Source organism: Furfurilactobacillus sp. W61-4, from assembly GCF_057545565.1.
The window spans coordinates 581589-604464 of sequence record NZ_BAAJNZ010000001.1 but is presented as its reverse complement, the minus strand read 5'-3'; the positions used below and the strand labels follow the sequence as shown (position 1 = coordinate 604464).

The following is a 22876-nucleotide window of genomic DNA, read 5'->3' as shown; positions in this document are numbered from 1 at the left end:
AACTTAGTTATCGAATTTTAAGAGGAATTTAAGTGGAATTTACTTGGACCGCAAATGTAACCGAACCCAGTCTTAAACGCTTTTTACTCACGCATGGTATTAGTCATCGTCTGTGGGCCAAGCAAAAACAAATTGGTGGTCGTCTCTTATTAAATGGCCAGCCAGCGACACCCGATCAGCCAGTTGCTCAGGGCGATGACATCACGCTACAATTACCTGATGAAGGTGAGGATCCTAAAGTGCCCGCAAGTCGTTTGCCACTTGATATTCCCTGGTTTGATGATCATTGGTTAGTTGTCGATAAGCTGGCTGGCATCGCTGCCGTGCCTGGTCCCAGTGGGCAGACTGATACGGTGGTCAACCGCGTTAAAGGCTGGTTAATGGCACAGCAATCGCCTGATTTGCGACCACATTTAGTAACCCGTTTAGATCGGGATACTAGTGGCTTAATGCTGGTGGCACGTGATGCGGTTGTGCAAGGCATGATTGCACCGCAAGTCGACCAGCATCAATTGCGTAAAGACTATGTAGCTTTAGTTAGCGGTCGTTTCGAGTCTGATCATGGTTTAATCGACGCACCAATCGAGCGGGTGGCGGGGCAAGTTGCCCGGCGGATCGCAGTCTCAGGTGCAGGACAATCTGCACAAACGGAATATTGGGTATTAACTCGCTATGACCAAGCAACCCTAGTGAAGTTGCGCTTGCACACGGGTCGAACCCATCAAATTCGCGTTCATCTGGCTAGTCTGGGGCACCCGTTATTAGGCGATGCGTTGTATGGTGGCCCGATCCAATGGCTGACTCGGCAAGCTTTACATGCTAGTGAGTTGACGTTTACCGATCCGTTAAGTGGGCAATCACACACGGTAACCAGTCCATTGCCTCCTGATATGCAGGCAGTGATTCAACACCTGACATCAACGAATTAGCTCTGGTGGGTTCCACTCTGTTTTCATAGTCGAGTTACACCCGGCTGGTTTCGCGTTGGTAGTCAGCCAAAGGACAGCATTTTTGGTTAGTTTCTGGTATAATAATTGGATAATTTTGTAATTTATTTCTGAGAAAAACGAGGATGTTGATAAATGGTCGCGCAGTTTAAACCGACGTGGATGATTTCTGCGATTTATAACATAACGCCTGAACAACTCAAACGCGCCGGCATTAAAACGATTTTAACCGACCTTGATAATACGTTGATTGCGTGGAATAATCCGGATGGCACGCCGCAACTGCGAGAATGGTTAGCTTTAATGAATCAAAACGGTATTCAAGTGGTCGTCGTGTCTAATAATAGCGCTAAACGCATTTCACGCGCGCTGGCAGCCTTAAGGTTACCGTTCATTTCACGGGCATTAAAGCCGTTTACCCGCGGGATCAAACAAGCTAAACGCCGATATCAACTAACCAACAATGATGTTGTCATGATTGGCGATCAACTGATGACCGATATTTGGGCAGCCAATCATGCTCATGTACGCAGTGTTTTAGTCAAACCTTTAATTGAAACTGATAAGTGGGATACGCGAATTAACCGCTTCTTTGAACGTTTTGTGATGCGGCGGTTACTGAAAACATATCCTAATTTAACCTGGCAGGAGGAATTGCGATGAGCGAACAAGCGCTAGCAGCACTTGAAACAGAAGATTTATATTGTATTGGTTGCGGGGCCAAGATTCAGACCACAACCCCGGACACCCTTGGCTATACGCCACAGTCGGCTTTAAAGAAGGGACTGGCCAATGGTGAACTATATTGCCAGCGTTGTTTTCGCTTACGCCATTACAATGAAATTATGCCGGTTTCACTGACTGATGACGATTTTCGGCGACTATTGAGTCAGATCCGTGAGGCCAATGCGCTGATCGTTTATGTGGTCGATATTTTTGACTTTAACGGCAGCATGATTCCTGGATTGCACCGATTTGTCGGTGAAAACCCGGTTTTGTTAGTGGGTAACAAAGAAGATGTCTTACCACGCTCGTTAAAACGACCTAAATTAACGGACTGGTTACGGCAGCAAGCCAACTTAAACGGTTTGCGGCCAGTGGCGACCACCCTGTTGAGTGCCAAAAATGGCCACGATGTCGATGATCTTTTGCAACTGATTGATCGTTATCGTGGTGATCGGGACGTGTATGTGGTTGGGGTGACGAATGTAGGCAAGTCGACACTGATTAATCGCATTCTAAAGCAAAATACTGGGGTCGCCGACTTAATTACGACGTCGCGTTTCCCAGGTACAACCCTAGATAAAATTGAAATTCCATTAGGTGAGGACCACGTCTTAGTGGATACGCCCGGCATTATTCATCCGGAACAGATGGCCCATTTTCTGACTGCCGATACGTTGAAGTACGTCGCCCCACAAAAGGAAATTAAACCGCGCGTGTACCAATTGCAAGCAGCCCAAACGCTCTTTTTTGGGGCAGTGGCGCGGTTTGATTTGATTACGGCGAAGACGACGGCCAAGACCTCTGGCGTGACCGCGTACTTTGAAAATAATTTAATGATTCATCGCACGAAATTAGCTAATGCAGATGCCTTTTACGATCGCCATGCTGGTGAACTATTAACACCACCGACAGCGGCCGATTTGGCCAAGCTACCGGCCTTAACTCGCCATGAATTTCATCCAACTGAAAAGAGCGATTTAGTGATTGAGGGGTTGGGCTGGGTCACGGTGCCGGCTCATGTCACGGTAGCTGGTTGGGCGCCAGCCGGCGTCAGTGTTCTCTTACGCCGAGCGATGATTTAAACATGGAAAGGCAAACACACATGGATTTAAAAGGTAAACAAAAACATTTCTTACGTTCACAAGCACACAATTTGCGACCGCTTTTTTCAATCGGCAAGCACGGTCTAACCGATGCATGGCGAGAACAACTGGTCGGTGCGCTAGAAAAACGGGAACTGATCAAAGTTAGTCTGTTATCCAGTGCAGATGTTTCGTTGACTGACACAAAGACATTTATCGAGCAAAACCCGCGAATTACAGTTGTTCAGACGATTGGGCACACGTTGGTTTTATTTATGCCAGCTACTGATCCGGACGATCAAATCTTGAGTAAGCAAGTGGTTGGTCTCGCGTAACCTACGGGAATTTTGTTGAATCAGGCGGGTGATAATTATGATTACCAAAACTTTGTCAAAACAAGCACGACCAGAGGTACTGACAGAACAAGTTAGTCAAATGCCGCAGCAACGGATCGGCATTTTAGGGGGAACCTTTAATCCACCTCATTTGGGTCATCTCATTATTGCGGATCAGGTTGGTAAACAGTTGGGACTAAACAAGGTCTTATTTATGCCCAATGCGCAGCCGCCGCATGTTGATGAAAAACTAACGATTGATCCATTGCTGCGTGCGCGTATGGTTCGCCGGGCGATTTTTGGTAATCCACTGTTTGATTTAGAAATGGCTGAGATTCAACGTGGGGGCAAAAGTTTTACCTATGATACAATGGTGTCATTAAAGCAACGGCATCCACAGACGACGTATTATTTCATCATCGGCGGTGATGAGGTGGCGTATTTACCCACTTGGCACAAAATTGACGAACTGGTGAAGCTCGTCACGTTTGTGGGCATTAACCGCAGTGGCTTTAAGCAGCGGACACCCTATCCAGTGATCTGGGTTGACGTTCCAACCATTGATATTAGTAGTTCAATGATTCGTGATAAGGTTAAGCGTGGACAATCGATCCACTATTTGGTTCCGGAAGCAGTAGAAGCTTATATTAAGGAGCATCAGTTGTATCATGAGTGATTCGATTTCTTATCAGCAACAATTGTACGCGGGCACTAGGGCACAATTAATTGACGCAATTCATGCCAAGTTGAGAGATAAACGATTTGAACATGTGCTGCGTGTGGAACAGACGGCGCTGGCCTTAGCTGAACAAAATGGTGTTGACTTAGAAAAGGCCAGCATTGCTGGACTTGTTCACGATTATGCGAAGCAACGTTCTGATAAAGACTTTGTGGCCATGATTGAAAAGCACCAACTAGACCCTGATTTATTAAATTGGGGTAACGCAATCTGGCATGGCGTCGTTGGTGCTGAATTTGTTCGTGATGAACTTGGCATTGATGATGAAGATATCTTAAACGCGGTTCGTCACCACACGACTGGCGCGGTGGCAATGTCACCATTAGAACAAGTTGTTTATATGGCTGACTATATTGAACCGGGCCGGACAGTGCCTGGTATTGAAGAGGCACGGCGCATCACTAATGAGAATTTGCAGGCCGGTGTCGCGTATCAAACCGCGCATACGTTAGCCTACTTGATTAAGCAACAAGCCCCAGTTTATCCCGGCACGATTCTGACGTACAACCGGTGGGTGGCTGGCAAGAAAATGAAGTATAATTACTGACACTGACAATAGCTAAAAATGAAATGAGGAAAATTTTTTTGACAAGTAAAGAAATGCTGGAAATTGCTGTTAAGGCTGGCGATTCGAAACGAGCCGAGGACATCGTTGCACTGGATGTGGAACAGGTTAGCCTCGTGGCTGACTATTTTGTCTTGATGAATGGTGGCTCCAAACGGCAGGTTCAAGCGATTGTTCAAGCTGTGCAAGATGAAGAGGCTGATGCCGGCGTTATCGTTCGGCGCGTCGAAGGTAAAGCAGAAGGTACCTGGGTGCTGTTAGACTTTGGCGACATTGTTGTTCATGTCTTCCAAGAAGAGCAACGACAGTACTACAACCTTGAAAAATTATGGTCGGATGCGCCACTTGTAAATCTGACGAGTGGGCTAGGTGAAACGGCATGATTTACGGTTCGTTTGCCAAATTTTATGATGAACTATTTGATCCAGCCATGTATGATGCATGGCTGGATTTTGTCCGTCAACAAGCTGGTTCCCAGCGGCAACTAATCGACTTGGCCTGTGGAACAGGTCGATTAGCGATTAAGTTAAAACAGGCCGGTTTTGATGTCACCGGTTTGGATCTGGCTCCGGAAATGCTCAGCTTGGCGGCTGAACGTGCGGCTAATGCTGATGTGGACCTGCCCTTGATCGAGGGCGATTTTACAGCGCTTGGTGATTTGGGTCAGTATGAATTAATCACGTGTTTTGATGATTCATTGTGTTATTTACCTGATGAGGCCGCGTTATTAGAGGCTTTTCGTGAGGCTAAGGCACATTTGACTGAGTCAGGTCGGTATTTGTTTGACGTGATTACGCCGTACCAGACTGATACTGTTTATCCAGGGTACATGTACAACTTTCATGATGCGGAGCGGGCCTTCATGTGGAGCAGTTATGAAGGTGAACAACCACATAGCGTTGAACATGATTTAAACTTTTTCATTTGGAATGAAAGCATAAATGGTTATGAACATCATGCTGAGCTTCATGTTGAACGAACTTACTCGTTAGCCACTTACCAGCGCCTTTTACAGTCGGCTGGTTTTACGAAAGTTGCGGTATCGGCCGACTTTGGTCAACGACCTGTCGACGAGACAACGACGCGGTGGTTTTTTGTTTGTGCGGTTAATTAATTTGGAGGAATCATGATGCGAGCAGTGGGGGTGGTTGCTGAATATAATCCATTTCACAATGGGCACGCCTATCACCTAACAAAGGCCCGCCAGGTTGCTGAGGCCGACGTGGTAATTGCAGTCATGAGCGGCAATTTTGTTCAGCGCGGGGAAGCCGCTATTTTTGATAAATGGTCCCGAGCCAATCAAGCTTTGCATCACGGCGCCGATGTCGTCATTGAGTTACCTTTTCACTGGGCCGTGCAGCCTGCCCATCTCTTCGCCCAAGGGGCCTTAACCTTATTAGCAGCTTTGCAAATACCAACGATGGTGTTTGGGGCTGAGCATCCCCAAGTTGATTTTACCGCCTTGGCCGAACAATCTGTGAATGATACCCAAGCGTTTAAAAGATTTGATCAAACGTATGCGACGTTGTTTAACGCACAATTAGAGGCCAAAACAGGTTTTCGTTTGGATCAGCCTAATGATATTTTGAGTTTTGGTTATGCGATGGCTAATCAACAATTGAAGCAGCCACTGAGGTTAATGCCGATTCGACGGTTAGGGGCGGATTACCATGAGCATGTTCTTGACCAACAACTGTTTGCTAGCGCGACAGCCGTTCGACAAGCAATGTTGACGCCGACCGATCAAACGGTGAACCAATTGAGTGATCTCGTTCCTCAGCAGACGTTAACTAGCTTTTCACAGCAGCCGGTTATTGCCGGGTGGACGCCGCAATTGTGGCATTTGCTACGTCATGTATTGGTGGTCACTCCGGTAGCAGAATTAGCTGAAATATACCAGATGTCAGAGGGACTGGAATATCGCTTAAAGACCGCTGCTGAAGAAAATGACACCTGGCCGGACTTTTTGACGGCGATTAAGACGAAACGATATACGTATTCGCGGTTGTTGCGCGTTTGTTTGTACACCGTACTACATGCCACAACCGCTGAGATGGTGCCGGGGCAGTCAGAATATTTACGACTGCTTGGTTTCACGCCAGCTGGTCAACAGTGGCTCAATGAAGCAAAAAAACAGTTTACGTTTCCGCTGATCACACGTTTTGATCGAAAACTTAAGCAGAAAACACTGAATTTGGACTACCGTGCTGGAGCAATTTATGAAATGTTGACTGGACAAACTCAGGATTTTCGACATAATCCGTTGCGCGTGGTCACTAAGTAGGGTAGTATTCAGAAACGGCTTGTCGAGCTTTGCCGAAGGTTAGCGCCAAGCAAAATGATTTAGCGTTGACATCGGTCTGCGGCGCCGGTATAATGAAATTCGTTGCATTAGGAGGTTTATCGATGAAATGGTCGCTCAAAGAGCTTGAAAAGTATCACAATGAGCCACTGCGGATCGACGAAACTTTAGATGTGAAGGTGAAGACGTTAGCGCGATTTTCAGATCGCGTCATTGATATTGACCCAGTTAAAGTTACTGGACAGATCACAATCGATCGAGATGATGTGTTGTTAGACGTACATGTCAGTGGTCGGGCAGTGGTTCCATCCAGTCGGTCATTAGCGCCTGTAGCCTTTCCGTTTGATTTTGATATGAACGAGATTTACATCACTGAGGAAAGTCATTTTGATCGTTATGAAGAAAACGAAACTGTTTTACTTCTGGAAGGTCAAACCGTTGACTTGGATGAAGGTGTTATTGATAACATCATCGCCCAGATTCCAATGCAAATTCTGACTGATGACGAGAAAGACGGTCAAGCAATGCCAACCGGTAACGGTTGGGAGGTCATTGCTGAAGATGATTTCAATGCCATGCAGGAAGAAAATCAACCCACTGATCCACGTCTCGCTAAGCTGAAGGGGTTGTTCCCTGATCAGGATCAAGACTAATTATTCACTTAGCAGATTTTAAAAACACATGTGTGGATAAAATCATTTCAAGGAGGTGCTCGTTCACATGGCTGTACCAGCACGGAAAACATCTAAAGAAAAGAAGTTGAAGCGCCGTGGCCACATTAAGTTGGCTACACCAAATTTGGCTCCATGTCCAAATTGTGGTGAATTACGGATGTCACATCGTGTCTGCCCAAATTGCGGATACTATGATGGCAAGCAGGTTGTTAAAACTGCGAACGCTTAATTGATCAAAAACACCTGAGAGGCCTAGGCTCTCAGGTGTTTTTTTCTATAAATTTTGCAGACTTTTCGGTATAATATAAAGCCTATGATAAAAATCCAGAGCAAAATCAGGTATGTTCTTGAGCACTAGGCCACAGGCGGAGATGAGTATGGTTGACCAAATGAGGTTAGTTGACTTGAAACAAGGCGTGACTTGATGTTCGTTCGAGATAAAAGTAATTTGGTGGAGGCATTTGTGATGCGAGCGGGACTGTTGGTAGTGTTGATTATCGTGGGTATCGGTTACGCTGGCTACTGGAGTGTGGACTTATGGCGACATCGCCAAGAGTGGTTGGCAACGTCTGCGCCAACGTTTGCGGTGGCCTTAAGTGGTAGTCTGATTTTCTTTTTGTCCACATTAGGAGTGTCAGACTTTGCGGTTAGTACAGCGATTTACACCCCAACTAAGTGGGTGTCCATTAAACAACTGCCAGGGACGTTAAATGTGCAAGGCGTGCTCCCTTTTGTCATGATGAGCGTGGGTTTCATTGGTGTGGTTCACGTCGATGCGCTCACGTTAATTGCTTTAGTGGGAGCTCAAGTCGTTGGTGCCTTGGCCAGTCCTCGAATCGTGGTCAAGTTGCCAGAACGGGCGATTAAACAATGGATCGCAGTCGGGTTATTGTTGGCTGGCGGATTTATCTTAGCCAGTCGGTTACATTTAATTGCTGGCAATGGTACAGCAACGGGATTAACAGGTTGGACACTCCTGATTGGTTGTGTGCTGCAGGCTGTTTATGGAGCTTTAAATAATATCGGAATTGGTTCTTATGCGCTGACCACTGCGACGATCTACGCCTTAGGGCTGAATCCATTAGTGGCGTTTCCAATTATGATGAGCGGTTCTGCCTTGTCAGTAGCGGCCGGCAGCAGTATTTTCATTTATTATGGTGATTATCAACGAAAAATTGCTAGTGTTGCCAGTTTGGCTGGTTTAATTGGCGTGGCAGCCGGCTTAATTGCCTTTGCACATTTTAATATTGCGATTGTCTCTTGGCTGGTGGTGGGGGTCCTTTTTTACACCGCGATTAATTTATTTATTGGTTTAAGACGCCAACAGTCTTAGTAAATCCGGCTGGGATGGCGGTAGCGAAAACCTAGGTAAAATGATAAGATGAGAGCGTTGTTAAAAAAGGTCGTTAGTTAAACCAGAAAACGATAATAAAATAATTTGGAGTGTTAGACCAAATGGAAAATTCAGAACAAGCTGGGGCAAAAAAATACAAAATTTTGATCATCGAGGATGAAAAAAACCTTGCCCGTTTTGTCGATCTGGAATTGAAGCACGATGGTTATGAGACGCAGGTCGAATATAACGGTCGCACAGGTCTAGAGGCAGCACTCGCAACTGACTTTAATGTCATCTTGCTAGACCTCATGTTGCCTGAATTAAACGGGTTGGAAGTGGCCCGACGCGTTCGCGAAGTCAAGAGCACGCCAATTGTCATGATGACGGCGCGGGATTCTGTGATTGATCGGGTCTCTGGTCTTGATCACGGCGCCGATGATTACATCGTTAAACCCTTTGCGATTGAAGAATTATTGGCTCGGGTTCGCGCCTTATTACGTCGCATTGACATTGAGGGTGAACAAAAGAGTTTTAAGCAAACCGTTGTTGAGTACAAAGATTTGCGGATTGAAAAAGAAAACCGGATTGTTCGGCGTGGTGATGAGATTATTAACTTAACCAAACGTGAATATGAACTATTACTAACGTTGATGGAAAATATTAATGTGGTTTTGGCTCGTGATGTCCTGCTTCAAAAAGTGTGGGGTTACGAATCGGAAGTTGAGACTAATGTGGTGGATGTCTATATTCGTTATTTGCGCAATAAAATTGATCGCCCAGGTGAAGACAGTTATATTCAAACAGTCCGTGGCACGGGCTACGTTATGCGCTCATGAATCCTGAACAAACTGAAATGACAACCAAAAAGCGACGACGATTATCGTTAAAGTGGAAGTGGGCACTCGGGACTGGGACGGGTGTCTTTGTCATTTTTACGGTCGTTTTGGGCCTCTTGTTTTCTAGCTTTACCGCAGTGTTATTAAAACAAGAGCGCCAGCGCACCACAGATGCCATTAACGTCGTTAGTCAACGTCTAGATAATGAATCACAGGAATTATCTAGTACGAGTGTGGAACCGATTTTGCGTCCCCGAGAAAATCCTTATCGTCCCCAGAATCCGAGTCATCCAGATGGTAAAAGCAATCTGTATGAAGACAATGTCGTGCGTACCTTAGCCACGGATAACTTAGCCGTTAGTATCTATGACACTAGCGGAACAGAAATTTTCGCTTCTAGGGTTGATCCAGAGCCGTTTAAGGCGGTTAAACAACAATCGCTTACGCTCAGCCACTTGGAAGGTCAAGTTGTTTATGTCGGGCGTGCGCCGATCTTTTCGCGGGCTGGTCATCACTTGATTGGTTACGTGCAGGTAACGAATCAGCTGAATGCGTATTGGCGGACCTATCGACGCACTGGCTCGATTCTCATTGTTTTACTACTCATCGGTTTGTTAGCCATCTCTGTTTTTGGGTACCTGTTGGCCAGTTACTTTTTGCGGCCGATTTCTGATATCAGTGAAACGATCGCTAAGGCCAGTGAAGATCCACAGTCGAGTAGTCGGGTTCCGGAGTCACGTCGAAACGATGAATTAGCTGATTTATCATCACTGTTGAATCAAATGCTGGATCAGATGCAACGTTATATTGATCAACAACAACAATTTGTCGGGGATGTTTCCCATGAATTGAGAACACCCGTGGCGATCATTCAAGGACATATGGAGTTGCTTAATCGTTGGGGGAAAGATGATCCGGAAGTTTTAAATGAATCCATTCAAGCGACCCTTGCTGAAACCAAACGAATGAAAAGTTTGGTTCAAGAGATGCTAGAACTCTCACGAGCTGAGCAGGTGGAAATTGATTTTCGTAATCAAGTTACCAATATTCAAGAGGTCGTCAATCAAGTCTTCAGTAACTTTGAGATGATTCACCCAGACTTTAACTTTTCATTGGACGATGATTTACGACATGCCGTTTATGTGGCCATGTTTAGGGATCATCTTGAACAGGTGTTGATTATCTTATTAGATAATGCGGTGAAATATTCCCAGACGCGTAAGGAAATTCATGTTTCATTATCTGAGGATGCCCGTGACGCGCAAGTATCTGTTCAAGATTTTGGTGAAGGTATCGCACCTGAGAACATTGATCGCGTTTTTAATCGTTTTTATCGGGTTGATAAAGCACGTTCTCGCGAAAAAGGTGGCAATGGCTTGGGTTTGTCGATTGCTAAGCGTCTAATTGAAGGGTATAACGGCAAGATTGAAGTTGAGTCTGTTCCAGGCCATGGTTCGATCTTTCAGGTTTCGTTACCCATTTTAAGTGACGATCAGCGGCATCGTTTGGAAGAATTAAACGAACATCAGACACCTTTAAAACCATTAGATGATCCACTAACAGGCAGTAATTTAACCGATTAGAATTCACAAAAGGCGTAACCGACGATGTGCGGTTACGCCTTTTGCATTTGATTAGTGGTTATTGATTTTCATCATGATGATGTTGCTGCTTACCTGCATTGCGCTTCTTTGGCGGTTGCGGTGCAGTTGACGTGGCTGGCGTTGGTTGACTTGGTGCTGTTGAAGTAGGTGAGGTTGTTGTCTCAGTTGCGACAACAGGTTTTGGCGCTGCCGCTGCCTTTTGCTTTAATTCCTCAGCAACTTGTTGCCGAATTCGTGGTCGGTACCAAGCAATAATCAAAGTCTGCAAACAGGCGAAGAGACCACCGACAAAGAAGTATAACCCCAATGCAGCTGGTGTGGAGAACGTTACGAACAGAATCATGATTGGACTCATAATCATCATGGAACGCATCTGCTTTTTCTGATCTTCTGGTAGGCCCAACAAGGAAAGATAACCTTGCAGTAAGTAAGCTAAAAAGGACAGGATCGCCAAAATGAGATTAGGTTTGCCCAGATGGATCCCAAAGAAAGTGGCATTGACTAATTCTGGCGCGTAACGAATGGCGGCGTATAACGCTGCAAAGATTGGAAATTGGATGAGTAATGGTAGACAACCGATGCCGCCGGTCATTGAAATGCCGTTGTCTTTGTACAGTTTCATCATTTCTTGGCTAATGGCATTACGTTCATCCGGTGTTTTAGCGGCTTTTTGTCGTGCCTGAATGTCGGTCATCTGGGGACGAACCATCGCCATCTTTTCTTGCTGAACCGTGGCTTGGCGCGATTGGCGAATCATCAGCGGCAACAAGACCAGTCGAACGACAACCGTCAATAAAATAACGGCCCAGCCATAGCTACCACCAAGCAATTTTGCTGCCCATTCCATAAAGTGGACCATTGGTTCGCCGAGATAAGTCCAGATGTAACCAACTGGTTTACCGTGACTAGTGCGAACACAACCACTTAGAAACAGTGCGAGCGTACCAAGCATCGTTAAACTTAGTACCCGAGTATTTTTTTTCATAATCTTTTGTGTAAATCCTTTCGACTAAGCATTCATAACCTGCTTAGGATACTAAATAATGCCGGCGATAGCAATGGAAAGTCAATAAATGTCAAACTTTTCTAACGGCTGCAAGGCGATTGTTTGTTGGTCGACGCTTGTGACATGAATCCAGCTGGCCGGTGGATCTTTGATGGCTTCAATAAAGTTGGCCACCATTGCCGTTGATCCCTGAACGACGAGACTAACTGTGCCATCGGCATTATTTTTAGCAAAGCCAACGAGGTGATGCTGCCGCGCTAGTTGTGCCGCCGTATAACGAAAGCCAACACCTTGAACTAGACCATGAACTGTTAGTGAAATAGCTTGCTCAGTCATAATCGAAACCTCCTTGCCCGTCATTATGGTTATCCTACCATGGATAAGTGACTAATATGGTATAATTTGTAACCAGAGGAATTATTATGGAGAAAATTGAATCATTACAAAATGGACGTGTTAAAACTTGGAAAAAGTTGGCGACCAAAAAAGGGCGTGAACAATCCGGAACTTATCTATTGGACGGCTGGCATTTGGTTAAAGAAGCGTTGGCGGCCCATACAACTGTCAAAACGGTGATGGGGACAGCCGCCGCGTGGCGTGAATATGGCGATTTAATGCCACGGGATTTAAATGCATTAGAAATTAGTCCTGAGATTGCCAAGACCATCAGTGATACGGTCACACCACAAGGTATTTTTGCCGAAGTGGCTGTACCTGAGGCGGCCACGGCCTTGCCCGAGGTTGTACAGGGCGCATGGCTGTTTTTAGATGCCGTTCAGGATCCCGGCAATATCGGCACGATGGTACGAACGGCCGACGCGGCTGGCTTTGCCGGTGTGGTATTTGGCCGCGGTACTGCTGATCAATTCGCCCCTAAAGTTGTCCGTGCGATGCAAGGAAGTCAATTTCATATTCAATTAGTCGCTGAAGACCTTTATGCCGCCTTACGCTACTTCAAACGTTCTGGTTTGGCAGTGTACGGGACTAAGTTAGATCCCACCGCGGTTAATTTTCGCGAAGTCCAACCGGGCGCTGATTTTGGCTTGATTATGGGGAACGAAGGCAATGGCATGGCTGACCAGTTGGGAACATTGACTCAAGCCAATTTATACATTCCGATTTTAGGTCAAGCTGAATCATTGAACGTTGCGGTGGCAGCCGGAGTCTTGATGTTTCAACTAAAGCAAGGCTAATAATGATCACCTGGCTAAGTTGGCCGCTTAAATTGATCTCAACCGGCAGTGCTAATTAAACGGTCATGAGCGCCATTTTTGGTGACAGAGGGCTTAGTTCGTCGATGATTTAGTCATTGTGGTGGGTTTATTGAAGGTAATCTGTTCAGCGAGCTTTTGCTTTTCAAAAGTAAGCAAACCTGCTACAATAGCAGTCAATTCGTCAGTAGTAATCAACGACTTAAAAGGAAGCATTAAATGAAACCAAATGAATGGAAACAAGATGCGGAGTATGTTGCGCTAGTCGAAGATTTGTTGGCTCGACCAGAAGTTCAACGATTAGCCATGTTTGAGCAACATCACCATACGACACGCCTAGATCATAGCTTGAGTGTTTCATTTGATAGCTATCAAATTGCGAAGCAACGTGGTTGGAATTACCAAGCGGTTGCGCGCGCAGGCTTGTTGCACGATCTGTTCTATTATGATTGGCGGACGACTAAGTTTGATTTAGGGACCCATGCGTTTATTCATCCGCGAGTTTCGTTACGCAATGCTGAAAAGATCACGACGTTATCCGATATGGAAAAAGACATTATCTTGAAGCATATGTTTGGGTTAACGATGGCCTTGCCTAAATACAAGGAAAGTCTACTCGTGTCATTGGTTGATGATTACGAAGCTTCTCACGAATATTTTGGGCATGTCAAGGTGAAGGCACACACCTGGATGGAACGGTTGCACCCATCCAGAACCATTTGAGTTAATGATAAAGTGGTTATAAAAACGAGCTTGAGGGGGAAATCTGATGTCAGAGACCATGGTGGAATCGGCTGCATTCAAACTTTGTCCAAAGTTTGAAAAGACTTTTTCAATTTTAGGAAAGAAATGGAATGGGCTAATTATTGAGGCGCTTTTGGCTCAAGGGACACTGCGTTTTAAAGATATCGCGAATTCCATTGATAAATGTTCCGACCGAATGTTAGTCGAGCGTTTAAAAGAATTAGAAGAAGCTGAAATTATTACGCGAGCGACGCATGAAAATTCAGCATTGATTGAATATCAATTGACCGAAAAAGGTTCGGACATGCGTGAAATGATGGATACGATTCATGCATGGTCCGATAAGTGGAACGAGGATGTTTGTTAATCACTGATTAGAAGTGGGTTGACGAGGTTCGAGTGCTCAGCTAGAATAAATTTTTGTAAATGCAATGAGAAAAAAGAGTAGCGCAACGAATTTCAGGGAGATTGGTCTTCGACTGTAAGCCAATCAGTTAGCTGCGTGAATTCACTTTTCGAGCAGAAATTGGGCGGCAATTTTTTAATGAAGTTGCCAAAAAATTCTCCGGTGACCACCGTTACAGGTTTTGAGTGGTAGTTCGATTATTGAACTGCAACAAGGGTGGTACCGCGATCTGTTCGTCCCTTTCCTGATTTTTTGGGAAAGGGATTTTTTTATGCACTGAAATGGCGGTAGAAAATGAAGTTAAATGGAGGAGTATATGGCTTTAAAAGAACGACTTCAAGAATTGCGCGATCGCGGTTTAGCGGATATTGCGCAGAGTGAAAATTTAACCCGGATCAATGAAATTCGGGTGCAACTGTTGGGCAAGAAGGGGCCAATTACTGAAGCATTACGGGGCTTGCGTGACCTTTCCGCCGAGGAACGTCCACAGGTGGGGAGCTTTGCGAACCAAATTCGTGATGAACTGACGACCGCCATTGAGACGCGCCGTAATGAATTGGAAGCAGCGGCTAGAGCCGCACAACTTGACGCTGAGACAATTGATGTGACGTTGCCAGGGGCGCCGGTGGCCCAGGGCCAACCACACGTGATTCAACGAATTATTGATCAACTTGAAGATATGTTTATTGGTATGGGTTATCAAGTAGTTGATGGACCGGAAGTGGAAGATGATCATCATAATTTTGAGATGATGAATTTACCGAAAGATCATCCGGCCCGCGACATGCAGGATACCTTCTATCTCACACCCGAATTGTTGATGCGGACCCACACTAGTCCAAACCAAGCGCGGGCCATGGAAAATCACGACTTCAATAAGGGACCGCTCAAAATGGTCAGTCCTGGACGGGTTTATCGCCGCGATACCGACGACGCGACTCATAGTCATCAGTTCCATCAAGTGGAAGGATTGGTTGTCGATAAGCATGTGACAATGGGAGATTTAAAAGGCACACTTGAATTAGTTGCCGCTAATTTATTCGGCGATGAATTTGACATTCGACTACGGCCAAGTTATTTTCCATTCACTGAGCCGTCTGTCGAGGCCGATATCACCTGTTTTAATTGTATGGGTAAAGGCTGTGCAGTCTGCAAGTACACGGGTTGGATTGAAGTATTGGGCGCTGGGATGGTTCATCCAAATGTTTTACAAATGGCGGGCGTTGACCCAAGTATTTATGGTGGGTTCGCCTTTGGCCTAGGTCCGGATCGTTTCGCAATGCTAAAGTATGGTGTTACAGATATTCGGAACTTTTATCTAAATGACACACGCTTCTTGACACAATTCTATCAACGGGGGTAAACAACAGCGATGAAAGTTTCAATAGATTGGTTAAATGACTACCTCACCCTGGATGTGGACCCCAAGGTGCTAGGTGAAAAAATTGAACGTACAGCGGTCGAAGTTGACCGCGTCTATAAGATGAGTGATGGCATGAGTAAGTTGGTAGTTGGCGAGACCTTGAGTGTTGAACCTCATCCAGACTCAGATCATTTGCATATTTGTCAGGTAGATGTGGGTGAAGCTGAACCACTACAAATCGTTTGTGGTGCGCCTAATGTGGCCACGGGGCAGAAGGTAATCGTTGCCTTGCCTGGCGCATGGATTGGCGGCCATAAAAAAATTAAAAAGGGTAAAATGCGTGGCGTCATTTCATATGGTATGCTCTGTGCCCTACAGGAAATTGGTTTTGATGACAAGATCGCGCCGCAAGCGTATGACGACGGCATTTATATTTTACCGGCTGATAGCGTGAATGGTGAATCGGTGTTCCCAATTTTGGGGATGGATGATCCGATTATTGAAACAGATTTAACGCCGAACCGCGGCGACATGAATTCCATGAATGGGACAGCTTGGGAGATTGGGGCGATCTATGGACAAACGCCAAAATTACCTCAATTTGAATTGACGGAAGCCAATACTATGTCGACCGCTGAACGAATTAGTCTGAAGGTAGATACTAAATTAGCGCCAACGTATAAAATGCGAATTGTCAGCGATGTTAAAGTGACGACTAGTCCCCTATGGTTGCAGCGACGACTATGGGAAGCTGGTATGCGACCAATCAATAATATTGTTGATATCACTAACTATTTGATGTTGATGTATGGACAACCACTTCACGCTTTTGACTACGACAAGCTAGCTAGTCACCGGTTGACTGTTCGGTTAGCGCAAGCGGGTGAAAAATTAACTACCTTAGATGGTGAAGATCGGCAACTGCGGTCTGACGACATGGTCATTGCTGATGACAAACATGCGATTGCGTTGGCTGGTACGATGGGTGGGTTGGATACCGAAATTGATGAACATACCACCACCATTGCCATTGAAAGTGCTATTTTCGACCCAATTCGAATTCGGAAAACTGCGCGTTTCTTTAACTTGCATTCAGAAGCCTCGATGCGTTTCGAACGTGGTTTGAATCCAGATGATAACCAAACGACACTGGACCATGCAGCTGCCTTAATGGCACAACTAGGGCATGGACAAGTGGCACCAGGGACTGTAGTAGGCAGCCAAGCTGCTGTTAATCCGGTGACTATTTCAGTCACGCTGACGCGGATCAACCATGTTTTAGGAACGGATTTGGCCCTGCAAGAGGTGCAGACCATCTTTGACCATTTGAATTTTCCAACGACTAATGACGGCGAAACATTTATCGTTTCTGTACCCGCGCGTCGTTGGGACTTACACATCGAAGCTGATTTGTTTGAGGAAGTCGCGCGACTCTATGGCTATGATAACTTACCATCGACTTTACCGGCCGGTGTTACCACACCAGGTGCATTGACACCGCAGCAAACGACCTTACGCACTGCTCGTCATTTATTAGAAGGGGCTGGCCTAAATCAAGCGATCAGTTATGCGCTGACGACGGCTGACAAGGCGTCGTCGTTTATGATGCGCACCAGTCTGCCGACTCAGCTTGATTTTCCAATGAGTAGTGACCACACCACAGCTAGGATGAACTTGATCAGTGGTCTGTTAGATGATGTTGCTTTCAACATTGCCCGTAAGCAAACGGATGTGGCGTTGTACGAGCAGGGGCGCGTCTTTTATCGTGAAGGTGAGACCATTCGACCGTTGGAAGTAGAACACGTTGCTGGGGCGATCACAGGGTCATTGACACCAAAGACCTGGTCCGCAGATGCCCAACCAGTTGATTTCTTTACCATAAAGGGAATCGTTGAGCTGTTTTTGCACGATCAAGGCCTGCAAGAAACTGTTCATTATCAAGCCACCAAGCAACGGCCAGAGATGCATCCTGGCCGGACGGCAGACATTTTCTTAGGTGAGGAACTAATTGGTTTTGTCGGTCAAGTCCATCCGGACATCGCAGATCAATATAAGATTCCAGCCACATACGTATTTGAGTTAGATATGGAAGCGATTATGGATGCCACGCACAATAATCAGCAATATACGCCAATTTCTAAATTTCCAACGGTAACACGCGATATTGCGATTCTGGTCGATGAAACGGTCACAAATGAAGCGATTGTGGCGGCGATCCATCAACGAGGTGGCGCCCATTTAGCTGATGTCACGTTATTCGATGTTTATCAAGGCGCCCATTTACCTGCGCATAAGAAATCGCTAGCTTACACACTGACTTATCAAGATCCACAGGCGACCTTAGTGGAGGCTGATGTGACGAAGGCCTTTGATAAGGTGGTCAAAGAGCTGGAAACGAGTTTCAATGCTGAAATTCGTTAACCACCACTTGAACATTAAATCGAGCGGTGGCAGTTTGCCAAAGCTTTGCGACAAGTGAGTGAAGACAGTTACGAAAAAAGATCTTGTGAATCAGAAAAGCATCGCTCGCGGCCTGAATTGTTGGGGGTTGTGAGCGATGCTTTTTAACGTCATTACATGGCCGATCATTTCGGCGAGCAAGGAAAACGGTCAGTTTGGCTCTGATTATTTCAATCCCGTGTCATTCATGGGGAATGATGGTGTTACGATTACTTTTTCGCTACAATATAAAAGTGATTTTATAAGAGGAGGAAATTTTTTATGCAGCGCAGTGAACGTCGCCGCAATCGTCGTCATACCGGTCGTAATTGGCTTATCGGCATTTTTATTGCCGTCATTATTATAATTGTGGGTGTCGTCGTTGGGCGCAATGTGAGCTATTCGAATAACTTAAAAGCGGTTGATCCGAATAGTCATAAGAAAATTCAAATTGAAATTAAACAAGGGGCAACTGCGACTCAAGTTGCGACTAATCTAAAGCAAGAAGGCGCCATTAAGGACGCAACGGTTTTTACAAAATATATTTCGGATCACAATTTGGCCAATTTTAAAGCTGGTTATTTTGTATTACGGAAGAATATGAATGTGAAACAGGTTGCGACGGCCTTAAATGGCGTCGGCTCGGACACGCCGTTACTGACGAATGCGAAACACGCTTTATTGATTACAGAAGGTGAATCGGTAGATCAAATTGCCGCCGCCTTGCCAAAACATTCCCGCTACTCAAAGGCTGAATTCATGAACTTAATGACGGATCAATCATTTATGAATTCACTTGCGCAAAAATATCCCGACTTACTGAGCTCAAGTATGGCGGCAACCGGAGTTCGTTATCACTTAGAAGGGTACTTATTCCCGGCTGTGTATGATACGAGCAAAGCGAAGAGCCTGAAAGGCCTGGTTGAGCAGATGGTTTCCACAACTAATCAGCGTGTTCAACCATACCTGAGCGCCTTTAAGCAAGAAAACCTAACGGTGCAACAAGCGTTAACCCTCGCGTCGTTGGCCCAAAAGGAAGCAAATTCACCATCTGATATGCAAGAGGTAGCCGGCGTCTTCTTTAATCGGATTAAAGCACAGATGCCTTTGCAATCTGATGTTTCGGTTCAATATGCATTGCAAACCCATAAGCCGAATTTGTCCTTAGCCGACCTTAAAGTAGATTCACCTTATAATTTATACGCGAATGCTGGTTATGGACCTGGACCCTTCAATAATCCTGGGGCGGCTGCTATGAAAGCAATTGCTGCGCCAACCGATGAAGCCAAGGGGTACTTGTATTTCGTCGCCAACATGAAGACGGGGAAAATTCATTTCTCCAAGACCTTAGCGGAACAAAATGCTTACACGGCTAAGTATCAAGATGATAATAATAATCAAAAGTAATCGGGTGAAAGGAAGCCGTAAAGATGACTGAAGTAGCTAAACGACCCATTGTTATTGGTGTTACAGGGGGGTCCGGTAGTGGTAAAACCACTGTCAGTCGAGCAATTTATAACCAATTAGCTGGCCATTCACTATTAATTTTACAGGAAGATTCCTACTACAATGACCAGTCTGAGATGACTATGGCCGAACGCCAAGCAGTCAATTATGATCATCCATTAGCCTTTGACTACGATTTGATGGTCGAGCAATTGCAACAATTAATCCACTATCAGGCCATTGATAAGCCTGTTTATGATTACAAGGCGTACACACGTAGTTCTGAAACAGTGCACCAAGAACCACGCGATGTGATCATTTTAGAGGGGATTTTAATCCTGGATGATCCCAGGTTACGAGATCTGATGGATATCAAAGTCTACGTCGATACCGATGATGACATTCGAATTATTCGCCGGATTCAGCGAGATATCAGTGAACGGGGCCGAACGTTGGATAATGTCATCGAACATTACTTGGCCACAGTAAAGCCGATGTACCACCAATTCGTCGAACCAACCAAACGATATGCCGATGTCATTGTTCCTGAGGGTGGCGAAAATACGGTGGCGATTGACTTACTATCCACGAAGATTCGCGATATCTTAGCCAAGGATGGCAAAGATAGTCAATTTAAACAGGCTAATCAGCAAAAATAAGGAACAACGTTTTTAATAGCTTTTGACTAACTGGCAAAACGGCAGTGGTTAAGAGCTATTTTTGTACTGGTTTGGTTAATCATGGGGTTTGATAGCCGGATCTATTTTAAGTTAAATGGTTTAAATCAGGGTCTTTTTTCCCTAGAGCGTTTACAAGCTTTATTGTGCATGGTAATCTGATGACTGTCGAAATTAGTTTCAAAAGGAGTTTATCAAGATCATGGCTGAAGAAAAAACCTATCCAATGACCGAAGAAGGTCGCAAACAATTAGAAGTAGAATTAGAAAATTTAAAAACCGTGACGCGTCCCCAAATTATTGAACGAATTAAAATTGCCCGTGGTTTCGGGGATCTCTCTGAAAATTCAGAATACGAGTCGGCTAAGGATGAACAGTCGAACATTGAGAGTCGCATCTCACTGGTCGAAAATATGCTACACAACGCTGAGATTATTGACAGCAATGCAGTGGCTGCCGACGAAGTTTCTTTGGGCAAGGCGGTGACGTTTAAAGAATTACCCGATGAGGAACCAGAAACATATACCATTGTGGGCGCTGCTGAAGCCGATCCAATGACCGGTAAGATTTCTAATGACTCACCAATCGCTCACAGCTTAATTGGTCATAAGGTGGGGGATGAAGTTGAAATCGCGATTCCGGCTGGTTCGATGAAGGTCACAATCTTATCAGTGGAGAACGCTTAGTTGCCGTTTGCTCGTTAATTCAGATACCTTACGCGCCAACGCAGCTAAGGCATGTTTTGAACAACCGTCTTCCTCTTTGTGGGAGGCGATTTTTTCTTTAACCTTGTAACTGGTTGATCTAGTCGAGCTAGGACTCAGAAATGCTCGGCTAGCTATGCGGTGAATTTTTGGCATTTGTTGCCATTAGTGAAGTACGGTAAACTAAGAAATTGAAGTTTAGCCGAATCGGAAAGGACCTTAAATCTATGCCTGTGATTAATGAACATGACCAAGCGCAAATGTCGCGATATACAGATTTTGTCAGAAATGCACCTTATACTTCTGTCACGCAAGACCCCGGGTGGGCTGCCATTAAAGACAATTGGGAACCCCTCCATGTCACCTTAGAGCAAGACGGCAATATTGTTGCCGCCATGTCAATCTTGATGATCGAAAATGAAGCGGGTGGAAAGCTAGCTTACTGCTCAAAAGGTCCGGTTTGTGATCCAAGAGATGTTGCGACCATTGATGCGCTAGTCGCCGAAGCTGAACCGGCACTGATCGCTAATCATGTTTATGTTTTGCGAATGGATCCTGAAGTACCATTTGACGAGGCATTAAACCAGCAGTTTATTGAACATGGTTATCGCGTTCGTAATCGCAATGTCGGCATGCACGATACGATTCAGCCACGGTTTAATATGGTAATGGATTTAAAAGATCAAACGATGGATGATGTTTTGATGACCTTTCGCCCCAATACGCGTCACGATGTCCGACACTCGATTAAACCTGAATTAATGGTTGAGGCTGGCTCACAGATGGCAGAAATGGATCGTTTCTATGCCCTCTACGAAGAAATGAGTCATCGCCAAGGAATTACGTATCGACCACGTGACTATTTCGATCGAATGGTCACAGCATTTGCTGATACTGACATTTTACGGATTTTTATTGCCCATTCGCAAACGCAAGATTTGGCCGCCGCATTGGCCTTTAAATATGGGGATAAGTTGTGGTACATGTACGGCGGTTCGATTAACGCTGAGCCGAAGTTATTAGCGCCTTATCGATTACAGTGGGAAATGATCGGCGAAGCGCTCGAGGCACATAAGAATCGGTATGATTTAGGTGGCGTTTTTGCCCTTGATAAGAGTGATGGTCTGTGGTTGTTTAAGCATGGGTACGTTCGTGAGGCAACTGAATATATTGGTGAACTAGATCGTGTCTATGATGAAGCTCAATATATGAAGTTTGTGCAAGGGTAAATAAATTAAAAGCCGGTATTCATGGGGATTGACGTAATTTCATTTGTTTGCTTTCACAAAGATTTGTGCTAAAGTTAAGCCATTGAAAGCGAATTCATTATGTGGAGGCAGTTAGCATGCAAATTACGGTTACAGACGCCGCTAGTCAATGGTTTCAGCGCGAAGTTGGCTTGGAACCAGGCGATGGCATGAAATTTTATGGGAAGGTTTACGGTAAGACGCCTGTCCACGACGGCTTTTCCATGGCAATGGTGCCTGACAAAGAGCCGGACCGCCCGGTTGCCGAAACGGAAAAAGATGGGATTAAATATTTCGTAAACTATGGTGATGCTTGGTTTTTTGAAGGCTACGATTTTGTGATTGACTATGATCCCAAAACAGATGAGCCAATTTATCAGTATGTTGCTCAACCAGAGGCTTAAACAAGCGCTAATTGAATTAAGACTAAACAAAAAATCACGTCAAGTTGGCGTGATTTTTTGCTTACATGCAGATAGTCGTTCACG

Annotated in this window: 26 protein-coding genes and 1 other annotated feature; of the genes, 24 read left to right on the top strand and 2 right to left on the bottom strand. The window is 45.2% G+C overall.

Features of this window, described 5'->3' with window-relative positions:
- The first annotated feature begins 32 nt into the window (after positions 1-32).
- The 14 genes from AC27FN_RS03015 (at position 33) to AC27FN_RS02950 (ending at position 11125) form a co-directional block, all read left to right on the top strand.
- Complete coding sequence (locus AC27FN_RS03015; RefSeq protein ID WP_487166536.1) at positions 33-929, top strand: RluA family pseudouridine synthase; 897 nt, start codon at positions 33-35, stop codon at positions 927-929.
- A gap of 153 nt (positions 930-1082) precedes the next feature.
- Entirely contained in the window at positions 1083-1610 is a 528-nt protein-coding gene (locus tag AC27FN_RS03010; protein ID WP_487166535.1) for a YqeG family HAD IIIA-type phosphatase, read from the top strand.
- Positions 1607-2755, top strand: coding sequence for a ribosome biogenesis GTPase YqeH (yqeH, locus tag AC27FN_RS03005; protein WP_487166534.1), 1149 nt, complete (start codon positions 1607-1609; stop codon positions 2753-2755). The genes AC27FN_RS03010 and yqeH overlap by 4 nt, the downstream gene beginning before the upstream one ends.
- Positions 2756-2775: 20 nt before the next feature.
- A complete protein-coding gene (locus AC27FN_RS03000; protein WP_487166589.1) occupies positions 2776-3090 on the top strand; it encodes a YhbY family RNA-binding protein in 315 nt (104 codons plus the stop codon).
- Between the two features lie 37 nt (positions 3091-3127).
- The gene (locus AC27FN_RS02995) at positions 3128-3766 is read left to right on the top strand and encodes a nicotinate-nucleotide adenylyltransferase (RefSeq protein ID WP_487166533.1); all 639 of its coding nucleotides are present in this window, start codon (positions 3128-3130) and stop codon (positions 3764-3766) included.
- The gene (gene yqeK / locus AC27FN_RS02990) at positions 3759-4376 is read left to right on the top strand and encodes a bis(5'-nucleosyl)-tetraphosphatase (symmetrical) YqeK (RefSeq protein ID WP_487166532.1); all 618 of its coding nucleotides are present in this window, start codon (positions 3759-3761) and stop codon (positions 4374-4376) included. Before AC27FN_RS02995 ends, yqeK begins: the two co-directional genes overlap by 8 nt.
- 23 nt (positions 4377-4399) lie before the next feature.
- On the top strand, positions 4400-4777 hold the full coding sequence (rsfS, locus tag AC27FN_RS02985; protein ID WP_487166531.1) for a ribosome silencing factor: 378 nt from the start codon (positions 4400-4402) through the stop codon (positions 4775-4777).
- On the top strand, positions 4774-5508 hold the full coding sequence (locus AC27FN_RS02980) for a class I SAM-dependent DNA methyltransferase (protein WP_487166530.1): 735 nt from the start codon (positions 4774-4776) through the stop codon (positions 5506-5508). Before rsfS ends, AC27FN_RS02980 begins: the two co-directional genes overlap by 4 nt.
- Before the next feature lie 12 nt (positions 5509-5520).
- Positions 5521-6678, top strand: coding sequence for a nucleotidyltransferase (locus AC27FN_RS02975; protein ID WP_487166529.1), 1158 nt, complete (start codon positions 5521-5523; stop codon positions 6676-6678).
- 122 nt (positions 6679-6800) lie between these two features.
- A complete protein-coding gene (locus AC27FN_RS02970) occupies positions 6801-7349 on the top strand; it encodes a YceD family protein (protein WP_487166528.1) in 549 nt (182 codons plus the stop codon).
- 67 nt (positions 7350-7416) lie between these two features.
- Positions 7417-7599, top strand: a complete 183-nt coding sequence (gene rpmF, locus AC27FN_RS02965) for a 50S ribosomal protein L32 (protein WP_407882066.1) — start codon at positions 7417-7419, stop codon at positions 7597-7599.
- Positions 7600-7836: 237 nt separating this feature from the next.
- On the top strand, positions 7837-8703 hold the full coding sequence (locus AC27FN_RS02960) for a hypothetical protein (protein WP_487166588.1): 867 nt from the start codon (positions 7837-7839) through the stop codon (positions 8701-8703).
- A 122-nt stretch (positions 8704-8825) separates the two neighbouring features.
- On the top strand, positions 8826-9542 hold the full coding sequence (locus AC27FN_RS02955) for a response regulator transcription factor (protein ID WP_487166527.1): 717 nt from the start codon (positions 8826-8828) through the stop codon (positions 9540-9542).
- Positions 9539-11125 carry a HAMP domain-containing sensor histidine kinase gene (locus AC27FN_RS02950; RefSeq protein WP_487166526.1) on the top strand — a complete coding sequence of 529 codons (1587 nt, stop codon included), beginning with the start codon at positions 9539-9541 and terminating at the stop codon, positions 11123-11125. The genes AC27FN_RS02955 and AC27FN_RS02950 overlap by 4 nt, the downstream gene beginning before the upstream one ends.
- A 58-nt stretch (positions 11126-11183) precedes the next feature.
- Here AC27FN_RS02950 and yidC read toward each other — a convergent pair whose 3' ends face one another.
- Both yidC and AC27FN_RS02940 read right to left on the bottom strand, forming a co-directional pair.
- The gene (gene yidC, locus AC27FN_RS02945) at positions 11184-12131 is read right to left on the bottom strand and encodes a membrane protein insertase YidC (protein WP_487166525.1); all 948 of its coding nucleotides are present in this window, start codon (positions 12129-12131) and stop codon (positions 11184-11186) included.
- Between the two features lie 81 nt (positions 12132-12212).
- The gene (locus AC27FN_RS02940) at positions 12213-12488 is read right to left on the bottom strand and encodes an acylphosphatase (protein ID WP_487166524.1); all 276 of its coding nucleotides are present in this window, start codon (positions 12486-12488) and stop codon (positions 12213-12215) included.
- 86 nt (positions 12489-12574) lie between these two features.
- On the opposite strand from AC27FN_RS02940, the gene AC27FN_RS02935 reads away from it, so the two are divergent.
- The 10 genes from AC27FN_RS02935 (at position 12575) to AC27FN_RS02890 (ending at position 22792) form a co-directional block, all read left to right on the top strand.
- The gene (locus tag AC27FN_RS02935) at positions 12575-13345 is read left to right on the top strand and encodes a TrmH family RNA methyltransferase (protein WP_487166523.1); all 771 of its coding nucleotides are present in this window, start codon (positions 12575-12577) and stop codon (positions 13343-13345) included.
- A 237-nt stretch (positions 13346-13582) separates the two neighbouring features.
- Positions 13583-14086: an HD domain-containing protein gene (locus tag AC27FN_RS02930; protein WP_487166522.1), complete on the top strand. Its 504-nt coding sequence runs from the start codon at positions 13583-13585 to the stop codon at positions 14084-14086.
- A gap of 46 nt (positions 14087-14132) precedes the next feature.
- Entirely contained in the window at positions 14133-14474 is a 342-nt protein-coding gene (locus tag AC27FN_RS02925) for a winged helix-turn-helix transcriptional regulator (protein ID WP_487166521.1), read from the top strand.
- A gap of 55 nt (positions 14475-14529) precedes the next feature.
- Positions 14530-14757: a binding site (T-box leader), on the top strand.
- Positions 14758-14829: 72 nt separating this feature from the next.
- A complete protein-coding gene (pheS, locus tag AC27FN_RS02920) occupies positions 14830-15876 on the top strand; it encodes a phenylalanine--tRNA ligase subunit alpha (RefSeq protein WP_487166520.1) in 1047 nt (348 codons plus the stop codon).
- A gap of 9 nt (positions 15877-15885) precedes the next feature.
- Complete coding sequence (pheT, locus tag AC27FN_RS02915; protein ID WP_487166519.1) at positions 15886-18297, top strand: phenylalanine--tRNA ligase subunit beta; 2412 nt, start codon at positions 15886-15888, stop codon at positions 18295-18297.
- A gap of 300 nt (positions 18298-18597) precedes the next feature.
- Positions 18598-19722, top strand: a complete 1125-nt coding sequence (mltG, locus tag AC27FN_RS02910; protein WP_487166518.1) for an endolytic transglycosylase MltG — start codon at positions 18598-18600, stop codon at positions 19720-19722.
- Between the two features lie 23 nt (positions 19723-19745).
- Positions 19746-20420 carry a uridine kinase gene (gene udk, locus AC27FN_RS02905; RefSeq protein WP_407882084.1) on the top strand — a complete coding sequence of 225 codons (675 nt, stop codon included), beginning with the start codon at positions 19746-19748 and terminating at the stop codon, positions 20418-20420.
- A gap of 220 nt (positions 20421-20640) precedes the next feature.
- On the top strand, positions 20641-21123 hold the full coding sequence (greA, locus tag AC27FN_RS02900) for a transcription elongation factor GreA (RefSeq protein ID WP_407882086.1): 483 nt from the start codon (positions 20641-20643) through the stop codon (positions 21121-21123).
- A 245-nt stretch (positions 21124-21368) separates the two neighbouring features.
- Positions 21369-22370 carry a lipid II:glycine glycyltransferase FemX gene (locus AC27FN_RS02895; RefSeq protein ID WP_487166517.1) on the top strand — a complete coding sequence of 334 codons (1002 nt, stop codon included), beginning with the start codon at positions 21369-21371 and terminating at the stop codon, positions 22368-22370.
- Positions 22371-22486: 116 nt separating this feature from the next.
- Entirely contained in the window at positions 22487-22792 is a 306-nt protein-coding gene (locus tag AC27FN_RS02890; protein ID WP_487166516.1) for a HesB/YadR/YfhF family protein, read from the top strand.
- The last annotated feature ends 84 nt before the right edge of the window (positions 22793-22876 follow it).